At 64.2% G+C, this 15,561-nt stretch carries 13 protein-coding genes; 7 read left to right on the top strand and 6 right to left on the bottom strand.

All coding sequences use genetic code 11. From position 1 onward, the window contains the following. Positions 1 to 796 precede the first annotated feature (796 nt). The 6 genes from Q9R47_RS18305 to Q9R47_RS18280 all read left to right on the top strand — a co-directional run bounded on the left by Q9R47_RS18305 (position 797) and on the right by Q9R47_RS18280 (position 6,387). Positions 797 to 1,558 (top strand): ABC transporter ATP-binding protein, encoded by a 762-nt coding sequence (locus Q9R47_RS18305; protein ID WP_311234599.1) that lies wholly within the window; start codon positions 797 to 799, stop codon positions 1,556 to 1,558. After that, entirely contained in the window at positions 1,555 to 2,259 is a 705-nt protein-coding gene (locus Q9R47_RS18300) for an ABC transporter ATP-binding protein (RefSeq protein ID WP_180551547.1), read from the top strand. Before Q9R47_RS18305 ends, Q9R47_RS18300 begins: the two co-directional genes overlap by 4 nt. A 27-nt stretch (positions 2,260 to 2,286) precedes the next feature. Then, entirely contained in the window at positions 2,287 to 3,498 is a 1,212-nt protein-coding gene (locus Q9R47_RS18295; RefSeq protein WP_311234598.1) for an ABC transporter substrate-binding protein, read from the top strand. 19 nt (positions 3,499 to 3,517) lie between these two features. Beyond that, positions 3,518 to 4,387: a branched-chain amino acid ABC transporter permease gene (locus tag Q9R47_RS18290; RefSeq protein ID WP_311234597.1), complete on the top strand. Its 870-nt coding sequence runs from the start codon at positions 3,518 to 3,520 to the stop codon at positions 4,385 to 4,387. Positions 4,388 to 4,422: 35 nt separating this feature from the next. Next, on the top strand, positions 4,423 to 5,379 hold the full coding sequence (locus Q9R47_RS18285) for a branched-chain amino acid ABC transporter permease (protein WP_180551548.1): 957 nt from the start codon (positions 4,423 to 4,425) through the stop codon (positions 5,377 to 5,379). A 141-nt stretch (positions 5,380 to 5,520) separates the two neighbouring features. Beyond that, the gene (locus Q9R47_RS18280; protein WP_311234596.1) at positions 5,521 to 6,387 is read left to right on the top strand and encodes a MaoC/PaaZ C-terminal domain-containing protein; all 867 of its coding nucleotides are present in this window, start codon (positions 5,521 to 5,523) and stop codon (positions 6,385 to 6,387) included. Between the two features lie 223 nt (positions 6,388 to 6,610). Here the strand turns inward: Q9R47_RS18280 and Q9R47_RS18275 are convergent, their stop codons facing one another. The 5 genes from Q9R47_RS18275 to Q9R47_RS18255 all read right to left on the bottom strand — a co-directional run bounded on the left by Q9R47_RS18275 (position 6,611) and on the right by Q9R47_RS18255 (position 13,527). Further along, positions 6,611 to 7,267: a gamma-glutamylcyclotransferase gene (locus tag Q9R47_RS18275; RefSeq protein ID WP_311234595.1), complete on the bottom strand. Its 657-nt coding sequence runs from the start codon at positions 7,265 to 7,267 to the stop codon at positions 6,611 to 6,613. 41 nt (positions 7,268 to 7,308) lie between these two features. Further along, complete coding sequence (locus tag Q9R47_RS18270; RefSeq protein ID WP_180551549.1) at positions 7,309 to 8,982, bottom strand: electron transfer flavoprotein-ubiquinone oxidoreductase; 1,674 nt, start codon at positions 8,980 to 8,982, stop codon at positions 7,309 to 7,311. 105 nt (positions 8,983 to 9,087) lie between these two features. After that, a complete protein-coding gene (gene pcaF, locus Q9R47_RS18265; protein ID WP_311234594.1) occupies positions 9,088 to 10,296 on the bottom strand; it encodes a 3-oxoadipyl-CoA thiolase in 1,209 nt (402 codons plus the stop codon). 13 nt (positions 10,297 to 10,309) lie between these two features. After that, positions 10,310 to 12,358, bottom strand: a complete 2,049-nt coding sequence (locus Q9R47_RS18260) for a 3-hydroxyacyl-CoA dehydrogenase NAD-binding domain-containing protein (protein ID WP_311234593.1) — start codon at positions 12,356 to 12,358, stop codon at positions 10,310 to 10,312. A gap of 8 nt (positions 12,359 to 12,366) precedes the next feature. Next, the gene (locus tag Q9R47_RS18255) at positions 12,367 to 13,527 is read right to left on the bottom strand and encodes an acyl-CoA dehydrogenase family protein (RefSeq protein WP_180551550.1); all 1,161 of its coding nucleotides are present in this window, start codon (positions 13,525 to 13,527) and stop codon (positions 12,367 to 12,369) included. A 103-nt stretch (positions 13,528 to 13,630) separates the two neighbouring features. Between Q9R47_RS18255 and Q9R47_RS18250 the strand changes: the two genes are divergently transcribed. Next, the gene (locus Q9R47_RS18250; RefSeq protein ID WP_180551551.1) at positions 13,631 to 14,530 is read left to right on the top strand and encodes a LysR family transcriptional regulator; all 900 of its coding nucleotides are present in this window, start codon (positions 13,631 to 13,633) and stop codon (positions 14,528 to 14,530) included. A gap of 77 nt (positions 14,531 to 14,607) precedes the next feature. Here Q9R47_RS18250 and Q9R47_RS18245 read toward each other — a convergent pair whose 3' ends face one another. Then, the gene (locus tag Q9R47_RS18245; RefSeq protein ID WP_180551552.1) at positions 14,608 to 15,486 is read right to left on the bottom strand and encodes an NAD(P)-dependent oxidoreductase; all 879 of its coding nucleotides are present in this window, start codon (positions 15,484 to 15,486) and stop codon (positions 14,608 to 14,610) included. Positions 15,487 to 15,561: the final 75 nt, after the last annotated feature.

Here is a 15,561-nt window from a genome sequence, read left to right as displayed (position 1 = left end):
AGAACCGAGCCATCAGGTAGCTGAACACCTCACGGGAACGACGGACAGGCGCCGTACCGCGATCCGCGAAAACGCGTCTTCCCCTAAGCGCCGCGAGCATCGACAGCCATTTGTCCATCTTAGCGGCTTTGCGCAAGGATGTTGACATAAACCCCCTTTGGATTGAAGGCCGGGCCCAAATTGCCCGTCAGGTACTCGCCAAGAGATGGGGCACTCCTCATGTCGGCGCTTTACCGCAGTTGCCGCGGTCGCCCGGATCATCGGCGTCGCCAAGAGTCGTTCAAGGAAGTCATCACCCCGCTGTCCGACAAGCTGACGCCCGCGGCCCGAAAGGAAAAGCGGCCTAGTCACACAAAGCCCATCACGGCGACGGACTTCGCGGCCGCTCGCGCAGTGTCTCGCGGCCTTGGCGCCCAGCAGTTCATCAGGGGGAAACATGGCACCCCAAACAGGAGCCAGAGCCAAGGACACCCCGGATTCACATCTACATCCTTATATACCTTAACCACCCACATCTCTCACACCACAGTAAAAGCCCCAGGTTTTCCCTAGTTTTTATATCAAGTTATTGACGTATATTCTCGGCATCCAAAAGACTTCAAGAAGTTTCACGAGACAACGTATGGGATCCGGTATCTGCTTTCCAAGGGCCGTCCACCCGGGCCGGCCCACTTCTTCCCGACAGCTTCGCACGACCGATTTAGCCACCCGGCGACGACCGAATGCGACCGAGGCCCTCGCCTCCCGCAACGCCTGACGCGCCGCTCTGCCCACCATCAGCCCGAGAAGGACGCCCATGGGATCCGACACCATCCTCGAGACCACCGATCTCACCAAGACGTTCAGTGGCTTCACTGCCGTGAACAAGGTCAACCTGCGCGTGCGCCGGGGTTCGATCCACGCCCTGATCGGCCCTAACGGCGCTGGCAAGACGACGGTGTTCAACTTGCTGACGAAGTTTCTGCCGGTGTCCAGCGGCACCATCCGCTACCGCGGCGACGACATCACCCACGAGACCCCCGCGAAAACTGCTCGCAGGGGCATCGTCCGGTCCTTCCAGATCTCGGCCACGTTCCCGCATCTCACCGTGTTGCAAAACGTGCGGGTTGCGCTTCAGCGCAGGCAAAGCGCGTCCTTCGAGTTCTGGCGCCATGAGAAAGCGTTGAGCGTGCATGACGCCAGAGCCATGGAACTGCTCGAGTCGGTCGGCCTCGGTGGCCTGGCCGGCGTGAAGGCCGTGGAACTGCCCTACGGCCGCAAGCGCGCGCTCGAACTAGCCACCACCCTGGCCCTCGAGCCAGAGCTGATGCTCCTGGATGAACCGACCCAGGGCATGGGCCACGAGGACGTGGGACAGGTGGTGGGCCTCATCCAAAAGGTCGCCGCCCACCGGACGATCCTGATGGTGGAACACAACCTGTCCGTGGTCTCCCAGTTGTGCGACACGATCACCGTGCTGCAGCGCGGCGCCATCCTCGCCGAAGGCGATTACCAGACTGTTTCGAACGACGCGCGTGTGCGAGAGGCCTATATGGGCGCCGAAGCGGAGGCAGCATGAGCGACATCCTCCTTGAAGTACGCGATCTGAACGCCTACTACGGCGAGTCCCACGTGTTGCATGGCGTTGACCTCGAAGTCCGCACGGGTGAACTCGTCACCCTGCTGGGCCGCAATGGTGCAGGCCGGACAAGCACCCTGAAGGCGATCATGAACCTCACCGACCGCAAGACCGGCGCGGTGCGATTCAAGGGCCAGGACATCGGCAAGCTCGAGCCCCATGAGATCGCCCGGCGCGGCATCGGTTACTGCCCGGAAGAGCGAGGCATCTACGCCGGCCTGTCGACGGAGGAAAACCTGCTGCTGCCACCCGTGGTGCAGCCGGGCGGCATGAGCGTGGACGAAATCTACGCCATGTTCCCCAATCTCCACGAGCGCCGTCGCAGTCCCGGCACGCGCCTTTCCGGCGGAGAGCAGCAAATGCTGGCCATGGCCCGCATCCTTCGCACCGGCGCCCGACTGCTGCTGCTCGACGAAATCACCGAAGGCCTCGCGCCGGTCATCGTGACCGCGCTGGGCAAAGCCATCCGCCAGCTCAAGGAGCGCGGCTACACGATCGTCCTCGTGGAGCAGAACTTCCGGTTCGCCGCACCGCTGGCCGATCGCCACTACGTCCTCGAGCACGGCCAGGTCGTTCTCACCATCGACCGGACCGAGCTTGCGGACCGCACCGATACCTTGCACGAACTGCTCGGTGTCTAACACCCCCACCCCACCCAGGAGACAGCCATGAAATTCAAGGCGCTGGCGCTTTGCGCCGCCATTTCCACCTTGTTCGGAGCATCGGCGCACGCGCAGATCTCCGACAACGTCGTGCGCATCGGCGTGCTGACCGACCTCTCCGGCACCTATTCCGACCTTGCAGGTCCTGGCTCGGTGGTCGCCACGCAGATGGCCATCGACGACTTCATCGCGAAGGAGAAGCCGAATTTCAAGATCGAGATGGTCACGGCGGACCACCAGAACAAGCCCGATATCGCTTCCAACAAGGCGCGCGAGTGGTTCGAGCGCGACAAGGTGGACATCGCCTCCGAGCTGGTGACCACCTCCGTCGGCCTGGCGGTGCAGAAGATCGCGAAGGAAAAGAACAAGATCGCGCTGAACACTGCGACTGCGTCGACCCGGGTCACCAACGAGGACTGCAACGACGTCACGATCCATTGGACCTACGACACCTACGCGCTGGCCAACGGCACGGCGCGTGCAATGGTGCAGAAGGGCGGGAAGAGCTGGTACTTCATCACTGCCGACTACGCGTTCGGGCATTCGCTCGAGAAAGACGCCTCCGACGTCATCAAAGCCAACGGCGGCACGGTCGTCGGGGCGGTGCGCCACCCATTCCCCGGCAATGACTTCTCGTCCTACTTGCTCCGCGCGCAGAGCTCTGGCGCGCAGGTGATCGGCCTGGCGAACGCCGGCAACGACATGATCAACACCATCAAGCAGGCGGCCGAGTTCGGCATCTCGCAGAAGCAATCCCTGGCGGGCCTGCTGGTGTTCCTGTCCGACGTCCATTCGCTTGGCCTGAACTACACCCAGAACATGTACCTGACCGAGGGGTTCTACTGGGATCTCAACGATGAGACCCGCGCCTGGTCCAAGCGCTTCTTCGAGAAACGCAAGAGCATGCCCACGATGATCCATGCGGGCCAGTATTCCGCGATCACGCATTACCTGAAGGCCGTCAAGGCCGTCAACAGCGACGACACCCAGAAGGTGTTGGCGCAGATGCGCAAGACGCCGGTCAACGACTTCTTCGCCAAGAACGGGCAGATCCGCGAGGACGGCCGCATGGTGCACGACATGTACCTGTTCCAAGTCAAGAAGCCGTCCGAGTCCAAGGCCCCCTGGGACTACTACCACGTCCGCGCGACGATTCCCGGTGCCGAGGCCTTCCAGCCGCTGTCCGCGTCGCGCTGCCCACTGATCAAGAAGTCCTGAAGTCCGGCCGGAGATCCCGATGAGCACCCAAGCCCTCCTGAGCCAGCTGCTGCTGGGCCTGATCAATGGCTCGTTCTATGCCATCCTGAGTCTGGGCCTTGCGGTGATCTTCGGCCTGCTCAACATCATCAACTTCGCCCATGGCGCGCTCTACATGATCGGCGCGTTCTGCGCTTTGCTGGCCATGCAATGGTTTGGCATCGGCTACTGGGGGGCGCTGATCATCGCCCCCGTCGTCGTGGGCGCGCTGGGGGTTCTTATCGAACGCCTGCTGCTGCGGCATCTCCACCAGCTTGACCACCTCTACGGCCTGCTGGTGACCTTCGGACTCGCTTTGATGGCCGAGGGCTTCTTCCGCTGGGCCTTCGGCATCTCGGGGGCGCCCTATCCCATCCCTGCCGCGCTGCAAGGCGGCGTGGACATCGGCATCATGTACCTGCCCCTGTATCGTGCATGGGTCGTGGTCGCCTCCCTGATCGTCTGCTTCGCGACCTGGTACGTGATCGAGCGCACGCCCATTGGAGCACGGCTGCGCGCAGCCACCGAACGCCCTCGGCTGACGCAAGCGCTGGGAATCAACGTGCCCGTCATGGTGACCGCGACCTATGCGGTCGGCGTAGCGCTGGCGGCTTATGCCGGGGTGCTGGCGGCGCCCATCATGCAGGTCAACCCGGTGATGGGATCGAACCTGATCATCGTGGTGTTCGCTGTCGTCGTGATCGGAGGCATGGGCTCGATCCTGGGCTCCATCGTCACCGGTCTGGGACTTGGTCTGCTCGAGGGCCTGACCAAGGTCTTCTATCCCGAGGCGTCGGCCATCGTCATCTTCGTCGTCATGGTCATGGTCCTGCTGGTACGTCCCGCCGGTCTCTTCGGCAAGACGGCCTGAGCGGCGCGTTCAACTCGAATCCAAGGAATCTCAGCATGCGCGCGCGCTACATCCTCCTAATCCTGCTGGCCATCGCGGCCCCCTTCTTCATCTACCCAACCTTCCTGATGAAGGTCCTGTGCTTCGCGCTGTTCGCCACGGCCTTCAACCTTTTGCTCGGCTTCGGGGGCCTGCTTTCCTTCGGTCACGCGGCCTTCTTCGGCGGCGCCGCGTACATCTGCGCGACGGTGGTCCAGCAATGGGGCCTGACGCCGGAACTGGGCATCCTGGCCGGTGCGCTGTACGCGCTGGTACTGGGGGCGATATTCGGCTGGATCGCCGTGCGCCGCGCCGGCATCTACTTCGCCATGATCACGCTGGCGCTCTCGCAGCTGATCTTCTTCCTGGCCCTGCAACTGCCCTTCACGGGTGGCGAGGAAGGCATCCAGGGTGTGCCGCGCGGCCGCCTGTTCGGTGTCCTCGACCTCTCAGACAACCTTGCGATGTACTTTTTCGTGCTCGCCGTCTGCGCAGCAGGCTTCTGGCTCATCCATCGAACCATCCACTCGCCCTTCGGACATGCGCTGACCGCGATTCGTGAAAACGAGCCCCGTGCGATCTCTCTCGGCTACGACGTGTCACGCTACAAGCTGCTGGCATTCATCCTCTCGGCGACGATGGCCGGCGTCGCCGGCGCGCTCAAGTCGCTGGTCTTCCAACTCGCGACACTGACGGACGTGCACTGGCACATGTCGGGCCAAGTGGTCCTGATGACGATCGTCGGAGGCCTAGGAACGATCTTGGGCCCTGCCGTGGGCGCGCTGACCATCGTCTCGCTGGAGAACCAACTCGCCGACCGCGTCGGCTCCTGGGTCACCGTGATCATGGGCGCAATCTTCGTGCTGTGCGTCATGCTGTTCCGCCGCGGGATAGTGGGCGAATTCAATGCGTGGCGCGAAACCCGACGCCGACGCTCCGCGCGAGGATCCTCCGGCCCGACCGACGCGCCCTGATTGCCTGCCTAGCATCCCGCTCTGACCAGATTCCCCCCCCCCCGCACTCCGCGTCGGCACCGTGCTCAGTGAACTCATTCAGAGCATGCCGGCGCCGCGATCCACCCGAGACATCGGGCCCTAGCTAACCAGTGCCCGCATATGCCCATTGATCCCGTCCGCCTGAAGAATTGGCCCTTCCAAGAGGTCGTGCATGCCTACTCGGCGCGCGACACCATTCTTTACGCGCTGTCTGTCGGCCTCGGCGCCGACCCCACGGACCCCCATCAACTCCGGTACGTGTACGGAGAGGCACTTCAGGTGCTGCCGACAATGTCCCTGGTGCTGGGCGACTCCGCACTGTGGTTCCACGACCCCGAGTTCGGCCTCGACTGGTCCCGCGTGCTGTACGGTGAGGTCAGCATCGAGCTCCATGCGGCGCTGCCCAGTCAAGGGGTGGTGATCGGCCGAACGACGATCGACGACGTGATCGACAGAGGGATCAACAAGGGCGCCTTGATCTATACATCCCGCACGGTGACCGACCAATCGAGTGGACAACGGCTTTGCACAGTGCGCTCTACCTACGTCTGCAGGTCCGAGGGAGGATTCGGCGGCCCCGCTGCCACGGCTCGGCCTCTGCACGCACTCCCCGCGCGACACCCTGATGCCAGCTGCGAGCTCCCAACTCTGCCGCAGGCTGCACTGCTCTACCGCCTGAATGGGGACTCCAACCCACTGCACGCTGATCCTGTCGTGGCACAAGGCGCAGGATTCGAGCGGCCCATTCTGCATGGCCTATGCACGGTCAGCGTTGCCGGCCATGCCCTCCTCAAGACACTGTGCCACTATGACTCTGCGCGTGTTCGCAGCCTGCGCGCGCGCTTCTCCAAGCCGGTTTATCCCGGCGAAACACTCTGCACCGACATTTGGAGGGAGGCACAAGGGCTGGCGGGCTTCCGGTGCCGGGTGATCGAGCGCGGCATCGTCGTGCTCGACAACGGGTTGCTCGAGTACGAAGAAGCCTGATGCGTCAGCCGCTGGGACTGGCCATCCCAGACCGTTGGCCATTCTCCTGCGCTGAGCGCCGCGTCCTTCAGCTTCGGCAAGCTCTTCTCGGATGCCTCGGGATGCCTCGGGATGCCTCGGGATGCCTCGGGATGCCTCGGGATGCCTACAGGGTATTCCTGGGCAGACACCGGGCTCGCAGCAAAGGGGTGCAGAGGGTCAAACACACTTTGGATGCGCCGATCTAGCGTGATTGGCTCTGCAAGCCGCCTGCAATGGCTTTGATGTACTCATCCTCAAGGCCAAGCTCGATCAGCGCTTGGTGAAGTGCAAGAACATAGTCGGCGTTCGAGCCAAAGCGGCCTGCCGCCTTGGCAACCAATCGGGTAACCGTTTCCACAGATACATCCGTTTCATGCTGTGGGTGAGCAGGGTTACCCACGAAGGCCAGGGCCTCGACACTATCGCCACTAGCAAGCACAACGGGAACCCAGCTCGGCAAGTAGGCGCCCCCGGCCATCTCGCGCAGCCATAGGAGCCGCATTTCGGTGTCGACAACTTCTGGGCGGATGCGCAAGGCAACCCCCTGTACTTGTCCACCTGCTTCCAAAGCCAGCACACGGCCTGGGTGCTCTAGCGTGCCGCGGCCTGAGATCGAGCGCACGCTGAAGCTGCGATGCCATCCGTCGAGCACAGCCGGTGATTTGTCCGCCAGCTCCAGCATTGGATTCCACATCAACGAGCCGTAGGCGAACACCCAGATCATGTCGGATGGCCTGCCTTCAAGCGCTTGCGCCAGGGAACGATTGACATCTTCCTCAGACCAGGAAAAGTCTGCCGGCAACGCCAAGCGGGCCAGATAGCTTCCGTCGAGAAGGTGCTCGCGTGTCAAGATGTTCATCGGCGAAAAGGTTACCTCATGTGGTTGGACACGGGCGGCGCCTACATCCCGGCGTAGTTCGGCCCGCCGCCGCCCTCCGGGGTGACCCAGACGATGTTCTGCGTCGGGTCCTTGATGTCGCAGGTCTTGCAGTGCACGCAGTTCTGCGCGTTGATCTGCAGGCGCTCGCTGTTGTCGTCGTTCGTCACGAACTCGTAGACGCCGGCCGGGCAGTAGCGGCTCTCGGGCCCGGCGAACTTCGCGAGGTTGACCTGCACCGGCACCGCCGCATTCTTCAGCGTCAGGTGGGCCGGCTGATTTTCCTCGTGGTTGGTGTTGCTGATGAACACCGACGACAGCCTGTCGAAGCTCAGCCTGCCGTCGGGCTTGGGGTAGCTGATCGGCGAGAACTCACTCGCCGGACGCAGCGCGTTGTGGTCGGCCTTGTGGTTGTGCAGCGTCCATGGCGGGCTCTTGACGCCCAGCTTGGGCAGCAGCCACTGCTCAATGCCGGTCATCAACTGGCCGGTGGTCTTGCCCTTTTTGAACCAGAGCTTGAAGTTGCGGGTCTGCTGAAGCTCTTCGTTCAGCCAGCTCTTTTCGAAGGCTTCCGGATAGGCCGTCAGCTCGTCCTGCGCGCGGCCAGCCTCCAGCGCAGGGGCCAGCGCCTCGGCGGCCAGCATGCCGCTCTTGATGGCGGCATGGCTGCCCTTGATGCGGGCCGCGTTCAAATAGCCGGCATCGCAGCCGACCAGGCAGCCACCAGGGAAGACCGTTTTGGGCAGGGCCTGCGGCGTGCCGTTGTTGATGGCGCGGGCGCCGTAGCCGATGCGCTTGCCGCCTTCGATGTGGGCGGCGATGGCCGGGTGGGTCTTCCAGCGCTGCATTTCCTCGAAGGGGCTGATGTAGGGGTTGGCGTAGTCCAACCCGATGACGAAACCCATCGTGACCCGGCTGCCCTCGAGGTGGTAGAGGAAGCCGCCACCGAAGGTGTCGCTCTCCATCGGCCAGCCGGCCGTGTGCACGACCTTGCCGGGCTGGGCATTGTCGGCGGGGACCTCCCACAGCTCCTTGATGCCGATGGCGAAGGTCTGCACGTCCTTGCCTTCGGTCAGCTTGTACTTGGCAAGCAACTGCTTACCGAGATGGCCGCGCGCGCCCTCGGCGAAGACGGTGTACTTGCCCAGCAGCTCCATGCCGAGCTGGAAGTGGTCGGTTGGTTCGCCGTCCTTGCCCAGTCCCATGTTGCCGGTGGCCACGCCCTTCACGCGGCCCTGCTCATCGTAGAGCACCTCGGCGGCGGCGAAGCCCGGGAAGATCTCGACGCCCAGGCTCTCGGCCTGCTGGGCCATCCACTTGGTGACGTCGGACAGGCTGATGACGTAGCAGCCATGGTTGTGGAAGTTGCGCGGCACCAGCCAGTCGGGCGTGCGCGAGCTGCCCGTCGCGCTGAGGAAGAGCACGTCGTCGCCGGCGACGGGCTGACCCAGCGGGGCGCCCAGCTCCTTCCAGTTCGGGAACAGCTCCTCCATCGCGCGCGGGTCCATCACCGCGCCTGACAAAATGTGGGCGCCGGGCTCTGAGCCCTTCTCCAGCACAACGACACTGGCGTCGGGCTTGAGCTGCTTGAGCCGGATAGCGGTGGCGAGGCCCGCCGGGCCGCCGCCAACGACAACCACGTCGTACTCCATCGCTTCACGCGGGCCGTAGGTACTATGAATGTCCTCAGGGCTCATGGGTGGGTAGTCTCCATTGACTGTATTTCTGGCTATGCCACTGCTCCCCGTCCGGAAAAGCGGCCCACCGCGCCGGACAACGCGGTGATCGATTGGCTTGGAACGTCAGACTTTTTCGAGAATGACAGCGATACCCTGCCCCACACCAATACACATGGTGCACAGCGCGTAGCGGCCGCCCAGCGTGTGCAGCTGGTTCACGGCGGTGGTGGCCAGGCGTGCGCCCGAGGCGCCCAGCGGGTGGCCCAGCGCAATCGCGCCGCCCCACTGGTTGACGCGCCGGTCGTCGTCGGCGATGCCCAGGTCGCGCAGCACGGCCAGGCCCTGGGCGGCAAAGGCTTCGTTCAGCTCGATCACGTCCATCTGGGCCAGCGTCAGGCCGGTCAGCTCCAGCACCTTGCGCACGGCGGGCGCGGGACCGAAGCCCATGATGCGCGGCGCCACGCCGGCGGTGACCATGCCGACCACGCGGGCGCGCGGCGTGAGGCCATACTGCTTGGCGGCCTCTTCATTGGCCAGCAGCAGGGCGCAGGCGCCGTCGTTCACGCCGCTGGCGTTGCCGGCGGTGACGCTGCCGTCAGGCCGCACCACGCCCTTGAGCTTGGCCAGCGCCTCCTGCGTAGTGGCGCGGGGGTGCTCGTCCTGGCTCACGACGATGGGGTCGCCCTTCTTCTGCGCGATGGACACGGGCACGATCTCTTTCGCCAGGTGGCCGGCGGCAATGGCTGCGGCGGCCTTTTGCTGCGAGGCCAGGGCCATGCGGTCTTGGGCTGCGCGCTCGATCTTGAAGTCGTCGGCCACGTTCTCGGCGGTCTCGGGCATGGAGTCCACGCCGAACTGGGCCTTCATCAGCCTGTTGACGAAGCGCCAGCCGATGGTGGTGTCGTACACGGCGTTGTTGCGGCTGAAGGCGGTTTCGGCCTTGGGCATGACGAAGGGGGCGCGGCTCATGCTTTCCACGCCGCCGGCGATCATCAAGCGGGCCTCGCCGGCCTTGATGGCGCGCGCGGCCGAGCCCACGGCATCCAGGCCCGAGCCGCACAGGCGGTTGATGGTGGCGCCGGGCACGTCGATGGGCAGGCCGGCCAGCAACGACGACATGCGCGCCACGTTGCGGTTGTCCTCGCCGGCCTGGTTGGCGCAGCCGTAGAGCACGTCGGCCACGGCGGTCCAGTCCACGTTGGGGTTGCGTTCCATCAGCGCCTTGATGGGCACGGCGCCGAGGTCGTCGGTGCGCACGCCGGCCAGGGCGCCGCCGTAGCGGCCGAAGGGGGTGCGCACGGCGTCGCAGATGAAGGCTTCTGAAGTGTTCATGATGATCTTTGAATCAGGTTGAAAGCAGCGGGTCGAGGTCGCCCAGGGTGAAGCCGAAGCCGGCCTCCTCCGCGAGACGCTGGAGATCGTTCTCGAGCTGGTCGCGATCCTGCTGGCGCGCCCAGAACACCGGGCCGCCCTCCCAGCGAGGAAAGCCATAGCCTTGCACCAGCACTACGTCGATGTCGCTGGGGCGGGACGCCACTCCTTCGGCGAACAGCAAGGCGGCCTCGTTGACCATGGCGAGTAGAGCCCGGCGTTGGATCTCTTCAGGTGCGAGCCTGCGCCGGGTGATGCCGCGCTGCGCGCTCGCCTGCTGGACCATATCGCGGACAGCCGCATCGGTGGTCTTCTCTTGCTTGCCGTCTACATAGGCGTAGTAGCCCGCACCTGTCTTGCGCCCCAGGCGCCCAGCCTCGCACAGCTGATCCAGAATGGACACGTAGCGTTCGCGCGAATCACGCGTCGCCGCCTGCGCCTTGCGCATGCGCCAGGCAATGTCGAGGCCGGAGAGATCGGCCACAGCGAACGGTCCCATCGCAAAGCCCAGCCCGGTCAGCGCGTTGTCCACATCCTCAGGCCAGGCTCCGTCCTCGAGCATGAACTCGCACTGGCGGCGGTAGGCGTTGTAGATGCGGTTGCCGATGAAGCCGAAGGCATTGCCGGTCAGCACGGGCATCTTTTTGAGGGTGGCACCGAGCGCCATGCCGGTGGCCAGCACATCAGGGGCGGTCTTTGCGCCGCGCACCACCTCCAGCAGCTTCATCACGTTGGCCGGGCTGAAGAAATGCAGCCCCAGCACATCCTGTGGCCGCAAAGTGGCCGCAGCAATCGGGTCGATGTTGAGGTAGGAGGTGTTCGTCGCCAAGACGGCACCCCGCCGCGCATGGGCGTCGATCTTGCGAAAGACCTCCTGCTTGACGGCCATGTCTTCGAAGACCGCCTCGATCACCAGGTCGACCTGCTGCAGACGTTCCCATTCGAGGCTGGTCTGAAGGCGTGCCTCATTGGACGACGCGGCATCGGCCGAGAGCTTGCCTGCAGCGACGCGCTCACGGTAGTGGTCCGTGATGCGTTGCCGCCCTCGTTCCAGCGCAGCTCCGTCCTGCTCAAGCAACAGCACGGCCAAGCCCGCGTCGAGCGCCGAGATGGCGATGCCCGAGCCCATGGTGCCAGCCCCGATCACGGCAATGGAACGCACCTCGCGCGCAGGAGCCTGAAACGCCTGCGGCAGCTTGGTGGCTTCCCGCTCGACCTTGAACTGGTATCGCAGCGCCTGGGCGGCAGTCGTGGGCACAAGGGCCAGAAACAGTTCGCGCTCCTTCTGCAGGCCTGCGTCGAACGGCAGCGTCGACGCAGCCAGCGCGTCGAGCAGCGCGCCATAAGCCGGCTGCAGCTTCTGACGGGCGGTGAGCTTCGCCCGCTGCGCAGCCACCGTGGACTGCACCTCCGCAGCATCGAGTTCGCCATCCCGAGCCCGCGGATAGGGAGCGCCCTTTTCCGCGAGCGCCGTCGCGCGCGCAGCGGCTGCGCCAATGACATCGCCGGCCACCACGTCGTCGAAAAGGCCCGACGTGGCGAGTTGTCGAGCGCCCTGGGGCTGACCGCCGGACATCAGCGCATGGGCGGCGGCAATGCCTACGAGGCGAGGCAGCCGCTGCGTTGCGCCAGAGCCGGGGATCAGGCCCAGCGTGATCTCGGGAAGCCCGATTCGGGCCTTTTCCTGTGCGATACGCCCATGGCAGCCCAGCGCCAGTTCCAAGCCACCGCCCAAGGCAACGCCGGAGATCGCGGCCACGACGGGCTTGCTGCTCGCCTCGAGACGGGCGATAACTGTGCGGAGGATGGGCTCCTGCAACTGGCGCGGCGTGCCGAACTCGGTTACGTCCGCACCGGCCGAGAATGCCTTCTCGCTACCGGTCAGCACAATGCCTCGCACGGCGGAGTCGGCCTCCGCGGCGTCGAGGTGCTGCACGATGCGTTCGCGCAATGCGTGGCCCAGACTGTTGACGGGCGGGTTGTCCAGGGCGATGACGGCGATGCCGTTGCGTATGTCGAGCATGGGCAACCTCACTCGGCCTTCATCAGCTGCTTGCCGATGACCAGTTGCTGGATCTGCGTGGTGCCTTCGTACAGGCGCAGCAGGCGCACGTCGCGGTAGAAGCGCTCGACCGGAAACTCGTTGATGTAGCCCGAGCCGCCGTGGATCTGCACGCCACGGTCGGCCACGCGGCCCACCATCTCGGTCGTGAACATCTTGGTGCACGAGGCGCGCATGCTCACTTCCGGATCGGTGACCCCAAAGGGCTTGGCGTCGTAGCGCTGGGCGGTTTCGCGCACCAACGCCCAGCCGGCCAGCAACTCGGCCTGGCTATCGGCCAGCATGGCCTGAACCAATTGGAAGTCGCCGATGCGCTGGCCGAACTGCTTGCGCTGCTGCGCGTAGGCCACACTCTCCCGCAGGATGCGCTGCGCCATGCCGCAGGCCAGCGCCGAGATGTGCAAGCGGCCACGGTCGAGCACCTTCATTGCCGTCTTGAAGCCCTTGCCTGCTTCGCCGCCGATGATGCTGGCGGCGGGAACTCGCACGTTATCGAGGTTGACGTCGCAGGTGCGCGTGCCTTTCTGTCCCATTTTCTTGTCGGACTTGCCAAGCGTCAGACCTGGCAGGCCGGCGGGGACGATGAAGGCCGAGATGCCGCCCGCGCCCGAGCCGCCGGTGCGCGCCATCAGCGTGAAGGCACCTGCGCGCGGCGCATTGGTGATGAAGCGCTTGGTGCCGCTAATCAGGTAGTCGCTGCCGTCCGCCACGGCCTTGGTCTTCAGCGAGGCAGCATCCGACCCCGCATCGGGTTCCGTGAGCGCGAAGGAGATGATCAATTCGCCGCTGGCGATGCGCGGCAGGTACTCGGCCTTCTGTTCGGGCGTGCCATCCATCAGGATGCCTTGCGAGCCGATGCCGATGTTCGTCCCCGCCACCGAGCGGAAAGCGAGCGCCGTCTGGCCGAGTTCATAGGCCACCTCGCACTCCTGTGCCATCGACAGGCCAACGCCGCCGTACTCCTCAGGAATCGAGATGCCGAACAGGCCAAGCTCTTTCATGTCGGCCACGATGTCGGCCGGTACTTCGTCGTGCTCTTCGAGATGGTTTTCGGCGGGCACCAGCCGCTCGCGGACAAAGCGTTGAACGCTGTCTTTCAGCAGTTGGAAGGTTTCTTGATCAAGCGCCATGGGGAATCTCCTTTGAATGGGCAGGATTGTTTAATGATCGAATGAACTTGACAATTAGAAAGAAAATGAACATTCTGTTCAAAAATTTCGACATATAGGATCCATGGACGCCCACGCACTCACACTCTTCGTCGACATCGTGGAAGCGGGGAATCTCAGCCTGGCCGCGCGCAACATGAAGATGAGCCGGGCCAATATCAGTTATCACCTGACCCAGCTTGAAAGGTCGGTCGGGATGCAGCTGATGCGGCGCACGACGCGGCGCGTGGAGCTCACGGACATCGGCCAGCGCCTCTACCACCACGGGTGTGTCATTCGCAATGAAGTGCTCGCCGCCAAGGAGTCGGTGGCCGTGTTCGGTAAAGGCCTGCATGGCGCGGTTCGGCTCAGCTTGCCCACCGGATTCGGGCACATGGTGATGTCCAGTTGGCTGATCGAGTTCAAGCGCCTCTATCCCGACATCGATCTCGATCTGCTGTTCGACAACCGCGTCGACGATCTCCTGCGCGACGAAGTGGACATCGCGGTGCGCGTCATGTCGGAGCCTCCGCAACAGATGGTGGCCATCGAGCTGGCCCAGGTGCGCTACGTCACCTGCGCATCGATCGACTACGCCCGCGGGCACGCGATGCCAGAGCGGCTGGAGGAACTCGGCAATGTTCCCCTGATCACGTCGGCTGTGGCAGGGCGCAACCTGAGAGTCTCGGCCTATCAAGAAGGTGAGGAACGGCGCGAACTCACGCTGCACCCCACCCTGGCATCGGAAAACTTCCAGTTCCTTCGCGAAGCCATCCTCGCCAGTCTGGGCGTCGGTCTCGTCCCCGACTATGTCGTCCGCCAGGATGTAGCCGAGGGACGCATGGTCACCGCTTTGTCCGATTGGCGCCTGAGCGTATTCGGTACCCGCATGTTCCTGCTTCGCATGCCCGGCGCCTATCAAACCGTTGCGACCCGCACGCTCATCGACTTTGTCGTCCAGAAGGCAAGGTCTTGGGCAACATAGGGTTGCGCCGGAGTTCGCTCTAGACATCTCCAGTACCTTTGATCTGGACTGAACTGGCAACCCGACAACGCCGCGTCTCAGTTGACCTGGCCGCTGCGCATCCAGCGCCCCATAGCCTGAGGGTCGGCAGAATCCACGTACTGCGAGACGCCCTTGAGCAGCCCCAGATCTAGTTGCGCGAGATCCGCCAGCTTCAACGCAAGGTGCAAGTCTTTGCTGACCACGTTGTAGATGGCGGTATAGGCCTCCTCCGAGCGCGCCCATGCGCGGTACTGCGCCCTGCCCGTTTGGGCATCGGCGGTGAGAAAATTCAGCCCAGTGCTCACGGCCAGGATCGGTGAGAGCCCCTCGAAGCTCACGCCATGCCGCTGCGCGAGCTCGATGGCCTCGGCGGTGAGGAACATGTTGGTCACGCACAGCATGTTGTTGATCACCTTGACCACCTCCGCCGCGCCCAGCGCGCCGCAATGGAAAATGCGTTCGCCCATGGCCTCCATCAGGGGCATGACGGCCTGCACGTCGGCGGCGTCGCCTCCCAACATGATGGTGAGCGTGCCCTGCTCTGCTCCCACAATGCCACCACTGATCGGCGCATCGATCAGGCGCGCACCGGCGGCTTCGATCGGGCCCTTCAGCGCCTGCAAGGTATCCGGCAAGGTAGTACTCATCATGCAGACAATGGGACGCTGCCCGGGCGCAATCGCCTGCACCAGGCCGCGCTCGCCCAACACGGCTTCCATGATCTGCGCATCATTGGCCAGGAGTACGACCACCGCATCCGCGCCTGCACAGGCAGCGACGTCAGTAGTGACCGTCGCACCCTCCTGAGCGAACGCCTCGAGCACGGCCTGGTTGCGATCGCAAACGATCAAATCGAAGCCGGCACGCCGGGCACAGCGGGCCATAGGCGCGCCCATATTGCCGACACCGATGAATGCTACGGTCTTGAGTTTCATGTGCATGTCTCCTTCGCTGCGGCGGCTCAGGCGCACCCTTTCCCGTGGGCCGGGCCTGCCACGAAGGCGCCTGAC

It is taken from the genome of Acidovorax sp. PRC11, from assembly GCF_031844105.1.
GTDB lineage: Bacteria > Pseudomonadota > Gammaproteobacteria > Burkholderiales > Burkholderiaceae_C > Paracidovorax.
Note: the sequence above shows the minus strand (reverse complement) of the source record. Positions and strands in the feature narration are given on the sequence as shown.